At 61.7% G+C, this 19,978-nt stretch carries 22 protein-coding genes; 2 read left to right on the forward strand and 20 right to left on the reverse strand.

Annotation, left to right across the window (positions count from 1 at the left end):
* The 14 genes from OA90_RS00070 to OA90_RS00135 all read right to left on the reverse strand — a co-directional run bounded on the left by OA90_RS00070 (position 1) and on the right by OA90_RS00135 (position 12,359).
* Positions 1 to 1,299, reverse strand: coding sequence for a TRAP transporter large permease (locus tag OA90_RS00070; protein WP_082836755.1), 1,299 nt, complete (start codon positions 1,297 to 1,299; stop codon positions 1 to 3).
* On the reverse strand, positions 1,296 to 1,805 hold the full coding sequence (locus OA90_RS00075; RefSeq protein WP_068405269.1) for a TRAP transporter small permease: 510 nt from the start codon (positions 1,803 to 1,805) through the stop codon (positions 1,296 to 1,298). Before OA90_RS00075 ends, OA90_RS00070 begins: the two co-directional genes overlap by 4 nt.
* Positions 1,806 to 1,861: 56 nt before the next feature.
* On the reverse strand, positions 1,862 to 2,851 hold the full coding sequence (locus OA90_RS00080) for a TRAP transporter substrate-binding protein (RefSeq protein WP_068405272.1): 990 nt from the start codon (positions 2,849 to 2,851) through the stop codon (positions 1,862 to 1,864).
* A gap of 78 nt (positions 2,852 to 2,929) precedes the next feature.
* Positions 2,930 to 3,730 (reverse strand): glutathione S-transferase family protein, encoded by an 801-nt coding sequence (locus OA90_RS00085; RefSeq protein ID WP_068405275.1) that lies wholly within the window; start codon positions 3,728 to 3,730, stop codon positions 2,930 to 2,932.
* A gap of 10 nt (positions 3,731 to 3,740) precedes the next feature.
* Positions 3,741 to 4,676 carry a 3-keto-5-aminohexanoate cleavage protein gene (locus OA90_RS00090; protein ID WP_068406503.1) on the reverse strand — a complete coding sequence of 312 codons (936 nt, stop codon included), beginning with the start codon at positions 4,674 to 4,676 and terminating at the stop codon, positions 3,741 to 3,743.
* 14 nt (positions 4,677 to 4,690) lie between these two features.
* Positions 4,691 to 5,710: a branched-chain amino acid ABC transporter permease gene (locus OA90_RS00095; RefSeq protein WP_068405278.1), complete on the reverse strand. Its 1,020-nt coding sequence runs from the start codon at positions 5,708 to 5,710 to the stop codon at positions 4,691 to 4,693.
* Complete coding sequence (locus OA90_RS00100; protein WP_068405281.1) at positions 5,710 to 6,573, reverse strand: branched-chain amino acid ABC transporter permease; 864 nt, start codon at positions 6,571 to 6,573, stop codon at positions 5,710 to 5,712. Before OA90_RS00100 ends, OA90_RS00095 begins: the two co-directional genes overlap by 1 nt.
* A 1-nt stretch (position 6,574) precedes the next feature.
* Positions 6,575 to 7,279: an ABC transporter ATP-binding protein gene (locus tag OA90_RS00105; RefSeq protein WP_068405284.1), complete on the reverse strand. Its 705-nt coding sequence runs from the start codon at positions 7,277 to 7,279 to the stop codon at positions 6,575 to 6,577.
* Positions 7,272 to 8,000, reverse strand: coding sequence for an ABC transporter ATP-binding protein (locus OA90_RS00110; RefSeq protein ID WP_068405287.1), 729 nt, complete (start codon positions 7,998 to 8,000; stop codon positions 7,272 to 7,274). The genes OA90_RS00105 and OA90_RS00110 overlap by 8 nt, the downstream gene beginning before the upstream one ends.
* A gap of 63 nt (positions 8,001 to 8,063) precedes the next feature.
* Positions 8,064 to 9,350 carry an ABC transporter substrate-binding protein gene (locus OA90_RS00115; protein WP_068405290.1) on the reverse strand — a complete coding sequence of 429 codons (1,287 nt, stop codon included), beginning with the start codon at positions 9,348 to 9,350 and terminating at the stop codon, positions 8,064 to 8,066.
* Between the two features lie 36 nt (positions 9,351 to 9,386).
* Positions 9,387 to 10,316: a 3-hydroxyacyl-CoA dehydrogenase family protein gene (locus OA90_RS00120; protein ID WP_208985929.1), complete on the reverse strand. Its 930-nt coding sequence runs from the start codon at positions 10,314 to 10,316 to the stop codon at positions 9,387 to 9,389.
* Entirely contained in the window at positions 10,316 to 11,116 is an 801-nt protein-coding gene (locus OA90_RS00125) for an SDR family oxidoreductase (RefSeq protein ID WP_068405292.1), read from the reverse strand. The genes OA90_RS00120 and OA90_RS00125 overlap by 1 nt, the downstream gene beginning before the upstream one ends.
* Positions 11,116 to 11,463, reverse strand: a complete 348-nt coding sequence (locus tag OA90_RS00130; RefSeq protein WP_068405295.1) for a cupin domain-containing protein — start codon at positions 11,461 to 11,463, stop codon at positions 11,116 to 11,118. Before OA90_RS00130 ends, OA90_RS00125 begins: the two co-directional genes overlap by 1 nt.
* Positions 11,464 to 11,522: 59 nt before the next feature.
* The gene (locus OA90_RS00135) at positions 11,523 to 12,359 is read right to left on the reverse strand and encodes a cyclase family protein (protein ID WP_068405298.1); all 837 of its coding nucleotides are present in this window, start codon (positions 12,357 to 12,359) and stop codon (positions 11,523 to 11,525) included.
* A gap of 207 nt (positions 12,360 to 12,566) precedes the next feature.
* On the opposite strand from OA90_RS00135, the gene OA90_RS00140 reads away from it, so the two are divergent.
* Complete coding sequence (locus tag OA90_RS00140) at positions 12,567 to 13,364, forward strand: IclR family transcriptional regulator (protein WP_068405301.1); 798 nt, start codon at positions 12,567 to 12,569, stop codon at positions 13,362 to 13,364.
* 347 nt (positions 13,365 to 13,711) lie between these two features.
* Complete coding sequence (locus OA90_RS00145; RefSeq protein ID WP_068405304.1) at positions 13,712 to 14,380, forward strand: GntR family transcriptional regulator; 669 nt, start codon at positions 13,712 to 13,714, stop codon at positions 14,378 to 14,380.
* A 124-nt stretch (positions 14,381 to 14,504) separates the two neighbouring features.
* Here the strand turns inward: OA90_RS00145 and OA90_RS00150 are convergent, their stop codons facing one another.
* The 6 genes from OA90_RS00150 to OA90_RS00175 all read right to left on the reverse strand — a co-directional run bounded on the left by OA90_RS00150 (position 14,505) and on the right by OA90_RS00175 (position 19,948).
* Positions 14,505 to 15,371 carry a dioxygenase gene (locus tag OA90_RS00150; protein WP_068405307.1) on the reverse strand — a complete coding sequence of 289 codons (867 nt, stop codon included), beginning with the start codon at positions 15,369 to 15,371 and terminating at the stop codon, positions 14,505 to 14,507.
* Positions 15,372 to 15,381: 10 nt separating this feature from the next.
* Positions 15,382 to 16,686 carry a TRAP transporter large permease gene (locus OA90_RS00155; protein ID WP_068405310.1) on the reverse strand — a complete coding sequence of 435 codons (1,305 nt, stop codon included), beginning with the start codon at positions 16,684 to 16,686 and terminating at the stop codon, positions 15,382 to 15,384.
* Positions 16,683 to 17,222, reverse strand: coding sequence for a TRAP transporter small permease (locus OA90_RS00160; protein ID WP_068405313.1), 540 nt, complete (start codon positions 17,220 to 17,222; stop codon positions 16,683 to 16,685). The genes OA90_RS00155 and OA90_RS00160 overlap by 4 nt, the downstream gene beginning before the upstream one ends.
* A gap of 17 nt (positions 17,223 to 17,239) precedes the next feature.
* Entirely contained in the window at positions 17,240 to 18,322 is a 1,083-nt protein-coding gene (locus OA90_RS00165; protein ID WP_082836756.1) for a C4-dicarboxylate TRAP transporter substrate-binding protein, read from the reverse strand.
* 97 nt (positions 18,323 to 18,419) lie between these two features.
* Complete coding sequence (locus tag OA90_RS00170) at positions 18,420 to 19,061, reverse strand: malonic semialdehyde reductase (RefSeq protein WP_068406510.1); 642 nt, start codon at positions 19,059 to 19,061, stop codon at positions 18,420 to 18,422.
* Positions 19,062 to 19,066: 5 nt separating this feature from the next.
* Positions 19,067 to 19,948 carry a fumarylacetoacetate hydrolase family protein gene (locus OA90_RS00175; protein WP_068406512.1) on the reverse strand — a complete coding sequence of 294 codons (882 nt, stop codon included), beginning with the start codon at positions 19,946 to 19,948 and terminating at the stop codon, positions 19,067 to 19,069.
* Between the last annotated feature and the right edge of the window lie 30 nt (positions 19,949 to 19,978).

Below are 19,978 nucleotides of genomic sequence, written 5' to 3' on the forward strand. Positions count from 1 at the left end.
TCAATACAAGATGGATGGCAGCCAGAGTGCCAGCGACGGAAAAACAAACAGGATCGCGATCAGAATGACCGGCGCAATCAGGAAAGGCAGGATCGACCGGTAGAGCTCCTGCATGCGTACCTCCGGCATCTGGGCACGGATGATGAAGAGGTTCATGCCGACAGGCGGAGTGATCAGACCGAGTTCGACCAGCAGGGCCACCAGCACGCCGAACCAGATCGGATCGAAACCGAACCCTGCAACGATCGGCAGGAACACGGGCACGGTGATCAGCACCATGCCGATGCCTTCCAGGAAGCAGCCGAGCACGATGTAGATGGCAACGATGATCGCCATCACCTGCCAGGCTGACAGGTCTGCGGACTGGGCCAGCGCAAGCAGGGTATCCGGCAACCGGGTCTGAACCACGAAATTGGCAAAGAGGGTCGCGCCGATGATGATCATGAAGAGCGCGCAAGACACAAGAACGCTGGCCCTGACAGCATCGAAGAAGCCCTTTACCGTTAGGGATCGGCGCATGAAGCCCAGTACAGCTGCCCCAAATGCCCCGACAGACGCGGCCTCCGTGGGGCTGAACAGCCCGGCATAAATCCCCCCGATCGTCAGGACGAAAAGCACCACGAACTGCCACGCCCCCTTGAGTGCCCGGACCCGTTCGCGAAAGGAGGCGGCGCTCTCGTCGGGCACGGCGGATCCGCGATGGGCCACGACAAGCGCCACGGCGACATAAAGCAGGAGCAGGACCAGACCCGGCAACATGGACGCAGCGAACAGGCGCGCTACGGAGGTTTCGGTGATCGAGCCGTAAATGACGAGAATGATCGACGGCGGGATCAGGATGCCGAGCGACCCGCCCGCGGCGACGGACGCTGCGGCGTAGCCTTGCTTGTAGCCAGCGCGCTTCATTTCCGGCATCGCGATGCGGGTCATGCTGGCGGCGGTAGCGACAGAGCTGCCGCAGATCGCGCCGAACGCTCCCGACGCCGCCAGGGTGGCAAGGCCAAGGCCGCCGCGCACGCCAGACAGGACCACGCGCGCGGCATTGAACAGTTCCGCCGACATCCGCGATCCCGTGGCGATCTCGCCCATCAGGATGAACAGCGGTATGACGGACAGATTATAGTTGGAGGCAACGTCGAACATCGTGGTGCCGGCAATAAATTTCGCGGACATCAGGCTGTTGAGGATCCAGTTTCCGGCAAGCCCGATGACCCCCAACGCCAGCCAGACCGGCTGGCGCAGGAACAGGAGGACCAGCATCAGGGCGATGCCGCCGAGCCCCAGGACAAAACTGCTCACAACCCGCCCTCTTCATCCGGAGCTGCGGGAGCCTTGCGAAGCGACTGACGGACCTGCAACAGGTACGCCCAGAAAATGCCGACAAGTCCGGTGAAGGCGATGAGCCACAGTGGCCATTTCGGGAGGCCCAGCTCAAGCGAACGCTCGCCCCAGCGCCAGGCATCCATTGCCGGCGCGAACATCGCCCAGCCGAAGAAGGCAAACAGGAAAACGCCCGTCAGCGCCGATACGACCGCGAGCACCCGAAGAGCCGCCTCGGGCAGAAAGGAGTCGGCCAGATCGATGACGATTTCTCCCCGGCGAGCCACCACCGGCGCGATGCCGAACATTGTCATCACAAGCAGCGCGATGCCCACCACGTCATACGCCCCCTGGATCGGGATATTGAAGACGGCACGCAGCACGATGTCGCCGACAACGACGAGCATCATCGCGACCAGTGCAATTCCCGCGATCAGATGCATGATGCGGGTCACGGGATCAGTCTTTTCAGGGCTTTCAAACATCAAACGCGCCTTTCAGGCAGATGCCGCGGCCCGCCACCCGGCGAGCCGCGCAGTCATCATTTCGTGTAGGTCTCGAGGAAGACCGATGCCTTGTCGCCTGCATTTTCCTTGCTGCTCTCGACAATGGAGGCGAAGGTTTCCTGCAGGCTTTCGACCTGCGCGTCATTCAGCGAGACGATATTGACGCCGGAATCGACCATGTACTTGCGGCCGTGATCCTCACCCTCGTCCCAGAGACCGCCGAACCATGCGGCCCGGTCCGGACCGGTCGTCTCGTCGATCAGCTTCTGCATTTCGGGAGACAGGCGGTCATACGCCGCATTGCTCATCACGACGGCAAAGGTCGCCGATGCAAGGCCCGGCTCCATCGAGTATTTGATGACAGGCCCCAGGTCGAACGCCATGGTCGCCTCGAAGGGGAAGGTGGCGCCGTCGACAATGCCCTTTGAAAGGGCTTCTCCGGTTTCGGCCGGTGGAACAGGTACGGGCGATGCGCCGAGTGCTTCCACGATCTGCTGCCAGGTAGAGCCGGCATAACGCAGGCGAAGCCCCTTCAGGTTGCCGAGGTCAGTCGGATCCGTGTTTGCAAGGTTGATCTTGAGCGGCGGCGTGACAGCCATCCAGAGAATGCGTGTTCCTTCATGCTCGGCAGCGAGATACTCGGGCGCGAGCTCCGTCAGACGACGCGACGCGATCGCGCTGGAATCCCCGGCGGAGGGATGCGTCAGAGGCAGCCCGGCCAGTTCCGTCATCGGAAACCGACCCGGCGTGACCGCATGCAGAAAGATCGCGATATCCGCAACACCGGAGCGGACGATATCGAACTGCCGGGGTGCGGGTCCGAGCTGGCTGGCCGGAAACAACTGCAGCTCCAGTTCACCGCCGGACTTGTTCGCAAGCTCCTCGCCCCAGGCATTGATCGCCTTGACGAACGTGTGCACCGGCGGCAGGAACGTGGTTACCTTGAGCGTTTCAGCCATTGCCGGACTGGTGAGCATGCCCGCCATTAACACGCCTGCGGCCGCCATCGTTTTCAGATTTCTCATATTACTTCTCCTCCCAATTCACCGCGGGTCAAACCCGCCGTTCACCCACCCGGACCGGGCGGGAAAGTCTCATTGCGTTTAGTCGGCAAGCTTTTTCCAGCGCTGCGCCAGTTCGGGCCAGTGCGCGCGCCCGCCGGACCGCATTGTCTCGGCGGTTCCGGGCGGCACGTGATCGGCGATGCCGGTGGCATAAGCCGGAAGGGCCTTCCAGGTATCGAGCCAGGGACCGACGCGGGCGAATTCCTCTTCCCAGAGACCGCTGAACCCCAACCTCTCCAGACGGTCGACATAGGCGACAAGTGCAACATCGGCGATGCCGACCCGGTTGCCACCGAGCCATTGGCCTTCTTGAAGCTCGCCCTGCATGTCGACGAACAGACGCCGCAGATGCACCAGGGCCTGGCCGACATAGGCGGAGGCGATCCCGTTCAGGATCAGGTCCTTGCGCTTCAGCCCCATGATCGGGTCCGGGAACCGGGCGGCCAGGGCGTCGATCTCCTCCCGGGTCTTTTCGGCAAGGATCTTCTTGCGCATCGCAGTGGAGAAACTGAGGGTGTTGATCGCCGCATGAATGGACAGGCAGCGCAGCAGCCAGTTCTCCGCGCGCACCCTTCCCGCCGGGTCGGCGGGCATCAGCTGCGAACTGAAATGCTCCCGGTCGAGATAGGCGAGGATGAGGCTCGATTCGATAACCACGAGATCGCCGTCGATCAGCGTCGGAACCACCGCGTCCGGGTTCAGTTTCAGGTAGTCGGGCTCGAACTGGTCGCCCGCCTGAAGGTTCAGCATGCGGCTCTCGTAACGAAGCTCCATGAGCGCAAGGCCCACCCGGACCTTCTGGGAACAGACGCTGGTCGGTGCGTGGTAAAGCGTGAGCATGGTCGGCCTTTCAGAAATTTACCTTGTCGCCACCCTTGAGGCCGAGCATTTCGCGCGCCTCGTCGGGTGTTGCCACTTCGCTGCCGAGTTCCTCGACGATCCGGTGAATCTTGGCGACCTGCTGGGCGTTGGAATCGGCAAGCGTGCCGCGGCTGATGAGCAGACTGTCTTCCAGACCGACACGAACATGCCCGCCCATCTGGCTGGCCGTGGTGGCCATCGGGATCTGCGCGATGCCCGCAGCCAGGACCGACCAGCGATAGTCGTCGCCGAACAGCTTGTCGGCGGTCTTCTTCATGAAAACCAGATTGTCGATATCCGCGCCGATGCCGCCGAGAATGCCCATGACGAACTGGATGAAGATCGGCGCCTTGAAGAGCCCGGAATCCATGCAGAACTTCAGGTTGTAGAGGTGGCCGACATCGTAGCATTCGTGCTCGAACTTGATCTCGTGCGGGGCCAGAGTCTCGGCGGCCTCGCGAATGTCCCGGAAGGTGTTGCGGAAGATATTGCCATCGGAGTTGGCGACATAGTCGCGCTCCCAGTCGAACTTCCAGCTGTCATACCGGTCGGCGAGCGGATGGAACGAGAAATTCATGCTGCCCATGTTCATCGAGCACATTTCGGCGCTGAAGGTAGCCGCGGGCCTGATCCGGTCCTGTATGGACAGCGTGAGCGAACCGCCGGTCGAGATGTTGACGACCGCATCGCTCGCCTGCTTGATGCGCGGCAGGAACGGCGCGAAATCGGCAGGGTCGACGGAGGGGGCGCCGGTCTCGTTGTTGCGCGCATGCAGGTGCAGGATGGATGCGCCCGCTTCCGCGGCATCAATGGCCTGCCTGGCGATGTCGTCGTAGGTGTAGGGCAGCGCATCGGACATGGTCGGGGTATGGATTGCCCCGGTGACCGCGCAGGTGATGATGGTCTTGTTGCGTTTGCGAGCCAATGCCGCCTCCCTTTTCAAGTCTTGTTTTTCACCACGCGCCGCGACAGCGGGAACAGTTCCAGGCCGGTGCGCTCCTTGAGCATTCCCCAGAGCCCTTTCGGGGCCTTGAGCATCACCACAATCGCCACGGCACCGAGGATCAGCAGATAGGTGGAGCCGAGATCGGCCAGGGTTTCACGAAGCAGAAAGAATACGATCACGCCGAGGATCGGCCCCTCCAGGGTGCCGATGCCGCCGATCACGACGATGAAGATCACAAAGGCCGTCCAGTCATTGACGTTGAAGGCGGCATCCGGCGAGATCCGCAGCTTTTGCAGGAAAATCAGCGCGCCGGTCATCGCCGTCAGGCCGGCCGTGATGAGATAGACGGCAAACTTGTGCCACCAGATATCGATACCGAAGCTCTGCGAGGCCAGTTCACTGTCGCGGATGGCGGTCAGGGCCAGTCCTTTGCGCGAGCGCAAGAGCGCATAGATCACCACCAGCACCAGAACGGCCATGCCCAGCGCCATCCAGTATGTGGTCGCCTCGCGCATCGACCGGTTGGAGGCGATCGATCTCACCAGGGCGACCGGCAAACTGGTTCCCGACCCGCCGCCAAGCGCGGATATCTGGGCAAAGGACAGGCGGAAAACCTCGGCAATCACCCATGTGCCTATCGCGAAATAGGCGCCGCGCAGACGGAAGATCAGCAGGGCGACAGGAACAGCCACCAGCGCGCCCAGAATTCCGGCCAGCGGAATGGCTGCGAGCGGTGAGACGCCGGCAAACATCGCCAGGGCAAACAGCATGTAACCGCCGAAACCGACAAACGCCTGCTGGCCGACCGAGACCAGCCCCGCATAACCGGCGAGCAGGTTCCACAGGCACGCCAGGGACAGATAGAGAAACACCTCGCTGAGAAGCCGCATGTCGGCACGTCCGGCCCACAGCGGCGCCGCGGCCAGAACCACCAGCACCAGCAGCCCGAGAGCCGCTGCGATCAGGCTGGCCTTCGAGGATCGTGAAATCGAATATGTGTGTTCGGTTGTCATCAGTCGATCCTGGGAAACAGGCCACGCGGGCGGACAGCGAGCACGAAGAGGAAAGCGAGGTGGCCGGCAAGCAGCTGCCACCCCGGATTGATCTGGGCACCGATATTCTGGCTGACACCCAGAATGATGCCGCCAACCAGCGTGCCCCACAGATTGCCGAGACCGCCGATGATCACCGCCTCGAAGCCGAAGATCAGGCGGCCGGGTCCGATGGAGGGGTCGAAACTCGTGCGGATGCCGAGAAACACGCCGGCGATGCCGACCACCGCCAGGGACAACGCCATGGCCATCCCGAAGACATGGGCCTTGTTCAGGCCCATGAGCTGGGCGATGTCCTGATTGTCGGACACCGCACGGAAGGCCCGACCGAGGGAAGAGCGATAGAAGATCCATTGCAGACCGGCGATGACGGCCACCGCCACGACAAACATCAGGATCGGCAGGACCCCGACATTGAGATCGCCGGGCAATGACAGGCTGGCCGTTTCAAGAGAGCCGGCACTCATTTTCTGCGGATCGGCGCTGTAGATTTCCAGAAGGCCGTTCTGGATGATTACCGATAGCCCGAAGGTCACCATGAGCGGCGGCAGGATGTCTTCGCCGAGAGTGCGATTAAGGATGCCACGCTGAAGCACATAGCCGATGGCCGCCATCACCGGGACGACCAGCGCCAGCGCCACAAGGGGCGACAGGCCAAGCGTGGAGGTGATCGTCAGTCCGAGAAACGCGGCAAGCACGATAAAGTCGCCATGGGCGATGTTGACCAGCCGCATCACACCGAAAATCAGCGACAGGCCGGCCGCGAACAGCGCGTATAACCCGCCGAGCAGAATTCCCTGAACAATGGCGTTGACCCAATCCATCTCAAACTCCGAAATAGGCGGCGCTGATGGCGTCGCGGGTCAGGTCCTGCGGCCGTCCCTCGAGCGAGACCCGGCCTTCCTGCAGGCAATAGACCCGGCTCGACACACTCACCGCCTTGACGATGTCCTGTTCCACGATGATCGCGCTCATGCCCTCGCCGATGATGGTCGGCAGCGCTTCGTAGATGGACTTGATGATGATGGGAGCGAGGCCGAGACTGATCTCGTCGAACAACAGGATGTCCGGATTGGACATGAGCGCCCGTCCGATCGACACCATTTGCTGCTGCCCGCCGGAAAGAGAGGTCGCCGGGACGTTCCGGCGCTCCTTGAGGACCGGAAACAGCTCATAGACCTTGCCGAGAGACCAGGCGCCCTTGCGCCCCACTTGTCCGCCGATGATCAGGTTTTCCTCCACGGACAGGGACTGAAACAGCTGGCGGCCTTCCGGCACCATCGCGATCCCCAGACGGGCGATCTGATCCGCCCTCAGGGCGCCGATAGCCTGACCTTTCCAGGTCACCATCTGCGGCTTGTTGACGAGAAGGCCCGTGATCGACCGCATCAAGGTGGTCTTGCCGGCCCCGTTGGCGCCGATGATGGCGATGACATCTTCGGGATAGACGTCGATCGACACCCCGAAAAGCGCCTGGAAATCTCCGTAGCAGGCTTCGAGAGACCGGGTGGAGAGGACTGCATCAGCCATCGGCAATCACTCCCATGTAGATTTCCTCGACCGCCTGGCTGGACATGGTCTCCTTCGGATCGCCATCGGCGATCTTCTTGCCGAAATCGATGACGATCAGCCGGTCGACGACAGACAGCAGCGCATGGACGATGTGTTCGATCCAGATGAGCGACAATCCGGTCCCGCGGATGGTGTTGATGGTCGAGACCAGGTCATGACATTCCTTTTCCGTCAGCCCCCCGGCGATTTCATCGAGGAGAAGCACCTGGGGCCGCGCACAAAGGGCTCGGGCCAGCTCCAGCCGCTTGCGCCCCAGCAGGGTCAGGCTGCCGGCCGGTTCATTGGCCTTGTCGATGAGGCCGGTCAGCTCGAGCACCTCAAGGCAATGGGCGTTGGCGGACGCGAGCGTGTTCCGGGTACCATGGGTGTCCGCCATCAGGGTGTTTTCAAACACCGTCATCGCCGAAAACGGCTGCGGGATCTGAAATGACCTGGCAATGCCTGCTCGGCAGCGCCGGGCGGCACTCTGGCGGGTGACATCGCGCTCTTTCAGCAGGATCTGCCCCCGGTCGGCGGGAATGGTGCCGGTGATCAGGTTGAACATGGATGTCTTGCCCGCACCGTTCGGCCCGATCACGCCGAGAGCCTCGCCATGGCCGAGTTGAAAGCTCAGCTCATCGGCAACGGTGATCGCGCCATAGGACTTGGAAACGCCCTTGAGTTCCAGAACTGCAGTCATTCAAATCCGCGCCTTGATATGTGACCTGGAGACGCACGGCGGCTGGCCGTGCGTCTTGTCCTGTTAGCCGAGGAGCTTCAACGTGCCCGTCGTGGGGATCTCCGGAGCGCTGTGATTGGATGTAATCACCAGCTCCATGCCGTTGGCCCCCTTCTGCCACTGGCCGGCGACCAGAGGTGTCTTGGAGACATTCTTGACCGGACCGAAGTTCCAGTTCACGTGGCCGACGACCGTCGGCAGATCCGTGGCCGCGACCGCTTCCAGGATCGCGTTCGGATCATCCAGATCAGCACTGCGGCGGATCACGTCGGTGGTCACCTCGAACAACGCGTGCTTGAAGCCGATCGGCTGGGTCCACGGACGTCCGGAGGCGGCTGTGTAACCGTCGGCCAGCTGCTTTGCCGACATGCCGGTCAGAGACGAGGAGAACGGATGGTCCGGCGTCCACCAGATTTCCGAGGTCAAGCCGTCGCCGCGGTCTCCCAGGGATTCAATGAACGAGGGGAACAGCAACGCCTTGCCGAGCGTGGCGACCTTGGGAGCAAAACCCTGTTGCGCCGCCTGCGACCAGAAGGTGGCGAAGTCGGGCGAGATCATGTTGCCCGTGACGATCTCGCAACCGGCGGCCTTGAAAGCCGAAATCTGCGACGAGAAATCATCGGTGAGCGGCTGATACCGGCCCGGGTCCGTCAGTTCGAAGCCGCTGCCGATCAGAGCCGGCGGGAAGCCGTGGATCTCATCGCCCCAGGCGTTGCCGTCGGCGTCATTGGGAAACAGACCGCCGACCTTGCGCTCTACGCCGCTTTCCTCCCACATGCCGAGGAATGCCTTGATGACATCCTCAAGTCCCCAGAAGAAGTGGTAGGTGAAATCGAAGCCGGTCGCCGGATCACCGTTGCGGCCGAAGAAATAGGGCTGCCATGGACAATCGGTGGTGATGCAGGGAACTTCGTTCAGTTCCGCCTGGTCCGACACCGGATTGGTCGTGTCCGGGGTCGAGGCGGCGACGATGATGTCCACCTCGTCACCGAGGATCAGCTCCGACGCCACTTCCGCCGCGCGGTTGGGGTTGGACTGGCTGTCCTTGGAGATGATCTCGACCTGATAGGTCCTGCCGTTGTTTGCAATTCCACCGGCCAGCGCCTTTCTGACGCCTTCAATGACATAGTCATCAGCCTCGGCGAAACCGGCCAGCGGACCTGTGCGCGGGCTTACATGACCGATCTTGATGACCGGGTCGGCCGCATAGGCGCGGGTGCGGGTCAGGATGGCGGGTGCCGCCAACCCGACCGAGGCCCCGGTCAGGAACGTACGGCGATTGATACCTTCTGTCTTCCAAAACTGCGTCATGGTCTTCCTCCCAGATGCGCTTGGTACGGCAGGCTTTCAGTCGGGCAGAATCGTCTCCAGCCTCCGCAGATGAGTGGCTACACGCTGGCGGACTTCCTCCATTGCCTCCGGCGTCCAGCTCATGAATCCCTCACCGCTTTTCATGCCGAGCTTCCCGGCCGTGACCAGATCGCGCAGATAGGGCGAGGGGGTTGGCCGGTTATCCAGGTCGGCCAGAACGTTTTCATGGATATCGAGTGTCAGATCGGTGCCGACGAGATCGGCGTTCGCCAGCGGCCCGAGCACCGAAAGACGGCGTCCGAAACTGGCATTGACCACCTGATCGACGGCTTCCGCGGAACAGACCCCGCTCTCGACCAGATAGATGGCTTCCCGCCACATTGCGTGCTGCAGGCGGTTGCCGATGAACCCGGCAACGTCCTTCTCGACACGGACCGGCGTTTTTCCGACGGACGACAGCATGCCGACCGTCTCTTCGACCGCGGTTTCCGCTGTCCATTCGGTGCGGATGACCTCGACCAGGGGTATCATGTGCGGCGGGTTCCACCAGTGCGTCCCCAGCGCCCTTGTCTTGTCTTCCAGATCGGACACGATGGTCGTGATCGGAATGACGGACGTGTTGGACGCAAGGATCGCGCCTGACGAAGCGAACCGTTCGACTTCCCTGAAGAGGGTGCGTTTCAGGTCGGGCTTTTCCGGCGCGGCCTCGAACACGAAATCCGCACCTGCGACACAGGTGGCGACCTCCGGATCCGGCGTAATGCGCACAACGGTCTCGTCTATCTCCCGCGTCTCGGAGCCCATCGCGCCGAGACTTGACGACACCCGTTCGTGCAGGGAGTCCAGACCGGCAGAGGACGGATCGTAGACCCGCACGCCATGGCCTGCCCGGGCAAAGGTCAGGGCGATGCCGTGCCCCATAAGGCCGGCCCCCAGAACAGCAATGTTGCGTGACCCTGCCATCATCAGCCCGCCGTGTATCCGCCGTCGGCATAAAGGATATGCCCGGTGTAGAAATCGGAGGCGCGCGAGGCGAGGAACAGCAGGGGACCGATCAGGTCCTCCGGTTCACCAAGACGCCCCTTCGGCACGCGGGCGAGAAATCCGTCCCGGAAGCCTTTGGCCTTTTCGTTGTCCTCGAACATCCAGGCCGTCAGCGGTGAGCGGAACACTGTCGGCGCGATGGCATTGACCGTGATATTGTCTTCGCCAAGCTCGCAACCGAGCGCCTTGGTGATGCCGTCGACCGCCGCCTTGGAGGCGCAATAGGCCGTATATCCTGCCGGGTGCCCCAGCAGTCCGCGCGCGGACGAAACCAGCACGATCTTGCCGCCGTCCGACTGCGTCTTCATCTGCCGTGCAGCGGCTCGCGCCAGCAGCCAGGACTGGGTGACGTTGGCATTCATGACATTTTCGAAATCGGCCGGAGTCAGGGTGTCGATCTTGGCGACCTTGTTCATGCCGGACGCCACGACCAGCACGTCCAGCGAGCCGAAGCGTTCAACCGCGAGACCGACCAGTTGATCGCATGCCGCTTCGTCGGACGGACGTATGCTGAGCGACGCGACTTCGGCGCCGAGAGCCTCGCAATCGGCCACGACCGCCTGCAGAGCCGACTCGTTGCCCGCCGCGAGCACCAGCTTGCAGCCGGCCCCGGCAAGCGCCCTGGCGGCAACCGCGCCGAATGCGCCGGAAGCGCCGGTGATCAGGGCCACCTTGCCCGACACATCGAAGAGACCGAGGGGATTGGTCCAGCTGGCCGTCATCAGGTTGTCTCCGGCGGGTAGGGTACGACGACCAGCATCTTGCAGACGTGGTTCGATCTGTTCTCGATCCGTCGCACCACTCCGGGCGGAATGGTGCAACTGTCCATGGCGCGCAGGACTTCGCAGCCACCGTCCCACTCGATGGTCATTTCGCCTTCAAGCACGACATAGACTTTTTCAAAGGGTGTTGAATCCGGCCCGGCGCCTCCGCCGGGCAGGAACTGGGAGAAGCCGACCCACTGGTTGGTCGGTCCTCCGTCTTCGAAACCCTGCAAGCGGAGCCCGTGGACACCCCAGTGATTGGGGGCCTCATAGGCCTGAGCGTCTTCGAAACGCTTGATATGCATTGCGTTCCCCTCCCGTGGATCGCAAGTTCATTTGAAACCGCCGTTCAGGCGGCAGCGGCTCAGAATTTTTCGCCGGCCTCAATCCGGTATTTCTGTCCCTTGTCGATCATGGCGACGAGACGGATGATGCAGCCGTCACCGCGGTCCCAGTTCCAAGGGAAGAAGGCAAAGGTGCAGCGCTTGCCGGAGACCGCATCGAGATCGCCGCCAACATTCTCGATTCCGAGAATTCCGTTGGAAAACAGCTTGTTGTGCACCGGCTCCCACTCCGGGAACGCTTCGTCCCAGGCAACACCGCCGGACCATTCCTTGTATTCGTCGGCCAGGTGCGGCAGCAGCGGGCCGTTGCGGTGCGGACCGATGGCGGTTGCCAGCGGGTGATCGTTGGCCTGCGTATCGTGGCCGACCACCTTCACACCCTTTTCGACAATCCAGTCAGCAGCGGAAGGCACCAGGCCCGGGCAGTAGGGGAAATAGTCACCGTCGTCGTAGACCTTGTGCCAGCCGGTGTTGATGATCAGGACGTCGTTCTTTCTGATCGCGTGACCGCAGGCCTTTTCCAGGTCGTCCGCAGTGATCTGCTCCCATTTCTTCTTGGGAATGGACACGACAAGACCCGAGCCGAAGAAATGCGGCAGCGGCACTTCGTCGATGAACGGCGTTCCCTGCACCACATGCGCAGGGGCGTCGATGTGGGTGGTCACATGCATTGTCGTGGTGATCGTCTGGCTCAACACGCCGGATTTGGCCATGTAGTGCATGCGCTCGATCTGAACGTCGCGGAAATACGGCCAGTTGGGGCACTGGTACCCGAAGCGATGGCTCAGGTTATAGAATTCCAGTCCCATGTCGTTGTCGGTATTGGCCTGGAATTCGATGCCGCGGATTTCAACCATTTCGCAATACTCCTCCCTGCACCGCCGAAGCGGTGTTGCATGCTGATGACAGTGTTTTCTAGTGACAGATATCAACGGTACTGTTTCGCATTATGGTACATATGCACCGCATAGCAGTCAATAATTATTTGCTTCTCAGGCCATTTGTACCGTATGGTGGGTCAACCCCATCCCTGCGGACCCAAAAAAGAACCGGCCTGTCACATCATGAGCGAAGAAGAAACCACCCCCGGCACAGAGCCAGACCGAGGCCGTAACGGCATTCAGGTCATTGAACGGGCAGCCAAAATCCTGAGGTCCCTGAAAGAGGACCAATCGGGCATGAGCCTCGGCCAGATCGCCGAAGCGGTCAGCCTGCCGCGATCGACCGTGCAGCGCATTGTCGGCGCGTTGCAGAAGGAACGGCTGGTGATTTCCGGCGCCAACGGCGGCAAGCTCCGGCTGGGTCCGGAGCTGAGTGCGCTGGCCGAAGCTGCCCGCTACAACATCGTCGAATGCTGCCGGCTTCATCTTACGGAACTCTCCCAGGCGACGGGAGAAACGGCGGATCTTTCCGTGCTGCGCGGACCGGCGATGATCTTTCTCGACCAGGTGCCCGGAACCCACCGGCTGCGCACCGTATCCTCGGTAGGAGAAGCATTTCCCCTGACGACCACAGCCAACGGCCTCGCCTGCCTTGCCCTGCTTGACGACACCACGGCCCGGGAACTGGCTCTCACGGAATGGAACCGCCAGGGTATCAAGCGCGACCTGTCCGTGTTCATGGAGACGCTGGCAGAGGTCCGAAAAACCGGCCTGGCCTACGATCTGGATGAACACACCCGCGGCATCTCGGCCATCGGGTTCGCCTTCCGGGACTGGTCCGGAGACATTCACTCGATCTCCGTTCCCGTACCCTCGACCCGCTTCAGGGAGATCCGCCCCAAAGTGGAAGCGACCCTGCGGCTGACGGCAAAACATGTCGAGCGCATGATGGAACAGGACCGTCAGGTCACGGCCCCGTAATGAAGGCCGGAACGGCGCGGCCCGGCGGCGACTGCCGGGCACAGCAGCGACCGTGGAAAGACAGACGGTATCCCCTCTCTAGAATATCGATATTAATTATTGTAAGATAAAAATGTCGTTGTTATGGTTTCGCCATAAGGAGGATCCATACAATGTCATTCGATCTGAAAACCATCCCGGCTGTCATGGAAGACAGCAGGCGAGGCATCCCTCCCCGCCAACGGTCCTGACTGTGGGCAACCCAGTTGCAGGACTCCGCGTTTGGGGCTGCCGCTTGCGAACACCGGACCCGGTGAATATGGTGTGCCGAGGCTTCCAGCCTCAGGATTTTTCAGGACAATTTCAAAATGGACACAGTCGCCCAGTCATCGATCATCTCGGCCACGCAAACTGCCTATTCCGCGCTTCGCCAGATGATCGTGACCGGGGAACTGCGCCCGGGCGAGAAACTCAAGATCGAGAATCTCAAGGAACGTCTTGAGACCGGCGCTTCGCCCATTCGCGAAGCGCTGAGCCTTCTGGTTTCGGACCAGCTTGTCGAGCGGCTCGATCAGCGTGGCTTTCGCGCCGCTCCCGTCAGCCATCAGAATTTCAGCGAGATCCTGATGCTGCGCTGTGCGCTGGAGGACATGGCCCTCAGACAAAGCATCGCCCATGCCGATGACGCCTGGGAGGAAACCATCGTCCTTGCCCATCACCGCATGGCGAGGGTCGACCCGGCCGACATCCCGGTCTTCGAGGACCTTCACAAGACCTTTCACATGGCCATGCTCGCGAACTGCGCCTCACCGATCCTGCTGCGCTACTGCAGCCAGCTTTACGACCTGAACGTCCGCTACCGGTATCTTGCGGGCCGCTCGCAGAACTACGGCAGCCGTGACGTTCCCGGGGAGCACCGCGAAATCCTGGAAGCCGCGGTGGCGCGCGATGCCGACCTGGCCTCCAGCCGGCTGCTCAGTCACTACCAGCAGACGGGAGAATTCCTGCGCCAGTTGTCCGAGGTCCCGGGGTCCTAGAGTGTTGCGAAGGCCCTGAAAAAACCGGATTTCCCGCGTTCGTTCCCTGATGAAGATCAGCTCAACTCAAACCATTTGATATTCATTCATGCAGCCGCACACCGGAAAACCGGCAGGACGCGCGTTACGCCCCGACCAGGGTGAAGTCGAAATCGACCTTCGACCATGGTCCCTCGACCTTGCCTGAAAGCGCAAAGCCATCCGGAAAGGTTCCGGCCGGCTGGGCCTCGTAGTGCATGACCAGATCCTCCCGCACGCCGAAGACCGTATCCTCGTCCAGATAGGGATCGTCATCAGGAAAGACCTCGGTCACGAGGGGACGAAAGCCTTCGGCCTTGATGATGAAATGCAGATGCGACGGGCGCCAGGGATGCCGACCGGCGGCATTCAGGATCTGACCGACCGGCCCGTCGGTGGGGACCGTGTAGCTGACCGGACGCACGGTGGTGAAGGCGTAGTGGCCGGTTTCGTCCGCGGTCATCAGACCGTGGAAGGACATGATGTCCTGATCCGGGTCCTGGCTGGAATACAGCCCGTTCGGCGCGGTCTGCCAGATGTCCAGAGTGGCGCCCGGAACCGGTTTGCCGTCAAGGTCCCGCACCCGGCCCTGCACCAGAAGCACCTCCCCCTCGAAGTCGCCCTTCATGTCCTCGCCGATGGCAATGGGCGGCGGGTTGGAGACATGGAAGGGTCCGAGCACGCTCGAGTTGGTCGCAACGGGATGGGAGTTGATCATGTCGACCAGCGAGGACAGGCCGAGCACGTCCGACAACAGGACGAATTCGTTCCGTTCGGGCGTGGTGATCCGTCCGGCCCACTCCACCGCTTCGAGACCGGCACGCCATTCGGCGTGGGTCAGATCCACCTCGCGGACAAATGCATGTAGATGCCGGGCAAAGGCGGTCATCACTTCTCGGAAGCGCGGATCGGTGTCTTTTCCGAAATAGCCGGCAAAGACCTCAGTGATGTTTTCAGGCGTAACATTTCTCATCGGGCACCTACTACAGCAATACGAGAGTGAGAGAGGGAAAGGCGATCAGGACGATCAGAACGGCCAGCATGACACCGGCGAAGGGAAGCGCCCCGAGAAAGACATCCTTCAGCGTGATCCGGTCATCGTCGAGCGTTGCCTTGATGACGAAACACGAAATTCCGAGCGGAGGCGTCAGAAGACCGATCTCGGCGCCGATCACCGTGATGATCCCGAACCAGACGAGGTCCATCCCCATCGGCTCGATCAGGGGCAGGAACAGTGGCACCACGATCAGGATGATCGACGAGGTGTCCAGAATCGTGCCCAGGAACAGCATCAGGGCCAGGTAGAGCGCCATGACCGTAATGAAGCCGAAATCGCCCGCGGTCAGAATGCGGTCCAGTTCGTGCGGCAGACCCGCGAGACCCAGCATTCTGCTGTAGATCGACGCGGCGGTGATCAGAAAGAGGATGGCGGCGGTGATATGCCCGGTTTCGATCAGCGTCTCCCACAGACCGCGCCAGGACATCGACCTGCGGACAACCGCGATGACAAGCCCGAGAAGCGCACCGGCCGCTCCCGCTTCCACCGGTGTCATCCAGCCGAGGTAAATACCTCCGATGACGGTCACGATCAGCATCACCATGGGCAGGGTCAGCCTGACGACCTCGACCCAGCCCAGCGGTTTGTAGTCCTCCGCCGGTCTGCCTCCGACAAACCCGGGGGTGAACCGGCCCATGAGGAAGATGGCCACAACATAGGCCACCGCGAGCATCAGGCCCGGAATGACACCGGCGATGAACATCTGGCCGACCGACTGTTCCGCGACGAAGGAATAGATGATCAGCATCGCCGACGGCGGAATGATCATGCCGAGCACCGACGACCCGGCCACCACTCCAACGGCAAAGCGCGGACTGTAGTCGTATTTCAGCATCTCCGGCACGGCGACACGGGCGAACACCGAAGCGGAAGCGATCGAACTGCCGGTCACGGCCGCAAAGGCTGCATTCGCGCCGACCGTCGCCATGCCGATGCCGCCGCGAACGGATCTGAACGCGGAGCTCATCACGGTATAGATATCGGTTCCGAGCCCCGCCTTCGACACCACCAGTCCCATGAAGGTGAAAAGCGGTACGGTGGCAAAGGTGTATTCCATCGCGCTTTCGCCGATGGCGATCTTCAGGAGATTCAGCGCGAGGGTGAAATTGTCCCGCATCAACCAGATCGACACGAAGGAGACCGCTGTCAGGGCAATGGGAATATAGACGCCGAGATAGATCAGAACCACGATGGCTATGACCGATAGCGCGCCGATCTCGATGGGCGTCATGGGGCCTCTTTGTTTTTGGGCGCAAGCGTCTTGAGGGCGAAGATCACCGCACACAGGATCGAGCTGGCCAGCACCGTGAGCTTGATCGGCCACCAGGGCGCCGTGAAGACCCCCGGAATTCCGAAATAGTCCTGACTTTCCCACATTTCGAAAAAGAGCGGGAAAGAAGCCACCGCGATCAGCGCCATGACGGCGAAGGACAGCAGATCTTCAAGCCGCCTTAGGATCCGGGCAACCCGGGGCCGGGTCTGTTCCATAAGGAGGAGAAAACCGTCGGAGCGGGTGAGCTTGCCGGCGCGGATGACGTCAGGAAGCTGCATGAAGACGATCAGAACCATGGCGAACTGCACCAGTTCTATGGTCCCGTGGAGCGGCTTGTTGGCAAGACTGCGGGCAAGCATGTCGTAGTTCACGACGAGAACCAGCAGGAAGACGACAAGCGTTCCCGCCGCATTCGCCCCGAGCGCGATCGTGTTTGCGGTCCGCGTCAGGGCGCGGTGCAGGGAAGGGAGCCACCCGGCCCCCCTCCCCTTCATCTGTCCAGCCTCTCGGTTCAATTGCCGAGCCCCGCGGTCCAGTCCCGCATCGACACGCTGCCGGCCTGCTCGAGCTTCGCAAGATAGGCGCGCAGCATTTCGGAGCCCGGTTGCTCCTCCGCATCGAGGCCAGCGGCCCATTCGGCGGCGATGTCCGGCATGGAGACAACCCATGCCCGGCGCTGGTCCTCACTCAACTCGGTGATCGTGCCGCCGGCCGCCGTATAGGCCTCATGGCTTGCCGCAGCCCGGTCCATCGCCAGATCGGCAAGATGGTCCCGGTAGGCAACAGCAGCTTCCGAGATCGCGGTGCGAACCTCCTCGGGAAGCTTTTCCCAGTAGTCCTTGTTGACGGTCAGGGTCTTGGTGTTCACCGCACCGAGATCGACATCCAGCATGTAGGGCGCGACTTCGGAGATCTTGAACGTCGCTGCCGCTTCCGGCCACAGCATGGCGTGGTCCACCAGGCCGGTCTGAAGCATGTTGTAGAAATCGGTGAGGCCGCCGCGTACGCCGGCAGCGCCCTCGATGCCTTCCACATAACGCAGGTTCATGCCCGCACCGGCGATCTTGGCGCCTTCCAGATCGGCCAGTTTTTCAACCTTCTCGCGCGAATAGAGCTGATAGGTATCGAGCACAACGCCGGTGGTCAGATAGACCTGGTTCTGGGCATCGAATTCGGCGCGCATTGCCGGGTATTCCTGCGCGATTTCGTCCACGGCCCGGGCGACCGCCCTGGCGTCGGCCGACACGAAGGGCGTGACTGCCGAAATCGCCTGGCTGGGCAATTTGGAGGAGTGGAAGATCGTGGTGACAATCCCGATGTCGCCGAGACCCAGCTGGACACCTTCAAGGACACCCTTCGGCTTGACGACCGTTCCGCCATAGCTTTCGTGCCAGTCGATCTTGTAGTTGCCGGTTTCGGCGAGGCGTTTGTCGACTTCCGGAATGAAGAAATTCGTCAGTTCCTGCACCCACATCGCGCGCGCCGGATAGCCGTCAATGACATTGGCGACAATGACTTCCTGCGCCAGAGCCTGTCCGCCCGAAAACAGGCCCACGACAATGCCTGCGGCGGCACATTTCAACAGCTGTTTCATGTATTCCTCCCATTTGCTTGCGCAACGCGCATCACCGCCACGGACATATGTGCCCGCATCGCGGAGTTCTCCCGGATACCGCTCCCACGGCACCCCATCACAGAACGGTACACACCTCCTCGAAGGCGAAGCGCGGCAGTTTCGGAAACAGCGCGCTTTCGTCGGCGTAGCCGATGTTGCACAGAAAGTTCGATTTCCACCCGCTGTCCGCCAGGAACTCGGCATCCACGATCTCGTTGGAAAACCCGGACATGCCGCCGACGTCGAGCCCCAGGGCACGGGCGGCGATCATGAAATAGGCTCCCTGCAGCGTCGAATTGCGAAACGCCGTAGCCTCGCAATGCTCGGGCTTGCCTTCGAAAAAGGGGCGCCGATCCTCATGCGGAAAGAGAAACGGCAGCTGGGTCCAGAATTGCGGGTCATAGGCGATGATCGCCGTGACCGGCGCCGACATCATCTTGTCGATGTTCTTGGCCTTGAGGGCCTTCGCCAGCCGCTTCTTTGCATCGGCTTCCCGCACGAAAACGAACCGGGCGGGGCAGGTGTTCATGCTTGTGGGGCCGGCGATGGTGATCTCGTAGATCTTGCGAAGGAGCTCGTCCGGCACCGGACGGTCGGTCCAGGCATAATGCGAGCGCGCCTCGCGCAGGATCAGGTCGATCGACAGCTCGTCCAGCGAAGCCCTGGCCGTGCGCAGGGTACGCACCTCGGCCTGGGCAGTTGCACGCTTGTGGTCCATCCCGGTCATTGGGCCGCCTGCGCCTTCAGGTCGGCTTCATCGACGATGGGACTGCTGCAGATGCCTATGCCCTCGATCTCCACCTCCACCGTCTCACCCGGACGAAGCCAGCGCGGATCTGGCTTCCTGGCGTGACCAACGCCCGGCGGCGTGCCGAGAGCAATGAGGTCACCAGGTTCCAGTGTCGTGAACTCGGACATGATGACGATGGTCTGCGCCACCGACCAGATCATGTTGCTGGTGTTCGAACTCTGCAGCACTTCCGAGCCGACCCGGCTCTCGATCTTCAGGTTCCGGGCTCCTTCGGGAAGGTCCTCCGGCGTGACGACCACCGGACCGATGGCCCCGGTCCCGTCGAAGTTCTTTCCCGGCATCCACTGATGGGTCTTGCGCTGGAAATCACGCACCGACCCATCGTTGAAAACAGTGTAGCCAAAGACATGGGAAAGGGCATTTTCTTCCCGGATATGACGGCCGCCCTTGCCGACGATCAGCATCAGTTCGGCTTCATAGTCCAGTTTCTCGGAGCAGCTCGGGCGGATCATCGGTTCGCCCGCCGCCATGATCGATTGACGCGTGCGCATGAACATCGCGGGATAATCGGGCACCTCGTAGCCGCCTTCGCGGATGTGTTCGATGTAGTTCAGGCCGAGACACAGGATCTTGCCGGGCGCGTCCAGCGGCAGCGCCGGAACGAGTTCCGAAACCGCCACACCGGCTCCCTCCCCGGCAAACGCATCCGCCTTGTGCACAAGCTCTTGCGAGGCGACCAGCCCGGACAGGTCCGGCCCGATGCCGGGAATGGCTTCCGTCAGGTTGAACGCACGGTCTCCCACGATCTTGAAAACGGAACTTGAACCGTTCGAAGCAGCGACCAGAAATTTCATATGCATCCCTTCCCGATTTTCTCTTCTTTT

It is taken from the genome of Labrenzia sp. OB1 (assembly GCF_001624695.1).
Lineage (GTDB): Bacteria > Pseudomonadota > Alphaproteobacteria > Rhizobiales > Stappiaceae > Roseibium.

Excerpts from the sequence above, each read along its gene's own strand:
- OA90_RS00170 (WP_068406510.1), bottom strand. The coding sequence starts at position 19,061 with ATGGACCACAAGCGTGCAACTGCCCAGGCCGAGGTGCGTACCCTGCGC.
- OA90_RS00130 (WP_068405295.1), bottom strand. The coding sequence starts at position 11,463 with ATGCATATCAAGCGTTTCGAAGACGCTCAGGCCTATGAGGCCCCCAAT.
- OA90_RS00165 (WP_082836756.1), bottom strand. The coding sequence starts at position 18,322 with ATGAAACAGCTGTTGAAATGTGCCGCCGCAGGCATTGTCGTGGGCCTG.
- OA90_RS00085 (WP_068405275.1), bottom strand. The coding sequence starts at position 3,730 with ATGCTCACGCTTTACCACGCACCGACCAGCGTCTGTTCCCAGAAGGTC.
- OA90_RS00145 (WP_068405304.1), top strand. The coding sequence starts at position 13,712 with ATGGACACAGTCGCCCAGTCATCGATCATCTCGGCCACGCAAACTGCC.
- OA90_RS00095 (WP_068405278.1), bottom strand. The coding sequence starts at position 5,710 with ATGACAACCGAACACACATATTCGATTTCACGATCCTCGAAGGCCAGC.
- OA90_RS00105 (WP_068405284.1), bottom strand. The coding sequence starts at position 7,279 with ATGGCTGATGCAGTCCTCTCCACCCGGTCTCTCGAAGCCTGCTACGGA.
- OA90_RS00155 (WP_068405310.1), bottom strand. The coding sequence starts at position 16,686 with ATGACGCCCATCGAGATCGGCGCGCTATCGGTCATAGCCATCGTGGTT.
- OA90_RS00150 (WP_068405307.1), bottom strand. The coding sequence starts at position 15,371 with ATGAGAAATGTTACGCCTGAAAACATCACTGAGGTCTTTGCCGGCTAT.
- OA90_RS00140 (WP_068405301.1), top strand. The coding sequence starts at position 12,567 with ATGAGCGAAGAAGAAACCACCCCCGGCACAGAGCCAGACCGAGGCCGT.
- OA90_RS00100 (WP_068405281.1), bottom strand. The coding sequence starts at position 6,573 with ATGGATTGGGTCAACGCCATTGTTCAGGGAATTCTGCTCGGCGGGTTA.
- OA90_RS00115 (WP_068405290.1), bottom strand. The coding sequence starts at position 9,350 with ATGACGCAGTTTTGGAAGACAGAAGGTATCAATCGCCGTACGTTCCTG.
- OA90_RS00125 (WP_068405292.1), bottom strand. The coding sequence starts at position 11,116 with ATGACGGCCAGCTGGACCAATCCCCTCGGTCTCTTCGATGTGTCGGGC.
- OA90_RS00175 (WP_068406512.1), bottom strand. The coding sequence starts at position 19,948 with ATGAAATTTCTGGTCGCTGCTTCGAACGGTTCAAGTTCCGTTTTCAAG.
- OA90_RS00160 (WP_068405313.1), bottom strand. The coding sequence starts at position 17,222 with ATGAAGGGGAGGGGGGCCGGGTGGCTCCCTTCCCTGCACCGCGCCCTG.
- OA90_RS00120 (WP_208985929.1), bottom strand. The coding sequence starts at position 10,316 with ATGATGGCAGGGTCACGCAACATTGCTGTTCTGGGGGCCGGCCTTATG.
- OA90_RS00110 (WP_068405287.1), bottom strand. The coding sequence starts at position 8,000 with ATGACTGCAGTTCTGGAACTCAAGGGCGTTTCCAAGTCCTATGGCGCG.
- OA90_RS00075 (WP_068405269.1), bottom strand. The coding sequence starts at position 1,805 with ATGTTTGAAAGCCCTGAAAAGACTGATCCCGTGACCCGCATCATGCAT.
- OA90_RS00080 (WP_068405272.1), bottom strand. The coding sequence starts at position 2,851 with ATGAGAAATCTGAAAACGATGGCGGCCGCAGGCGTGTTAATGGCGGGC.
- OA90_RS00135 (WP_068405298.1), bottom strand. The coding sequence starts at position 12,359 with ATGGTTGAAATCCGCGGCATCGAATTCCAGGCCAATACCGACAACGAC.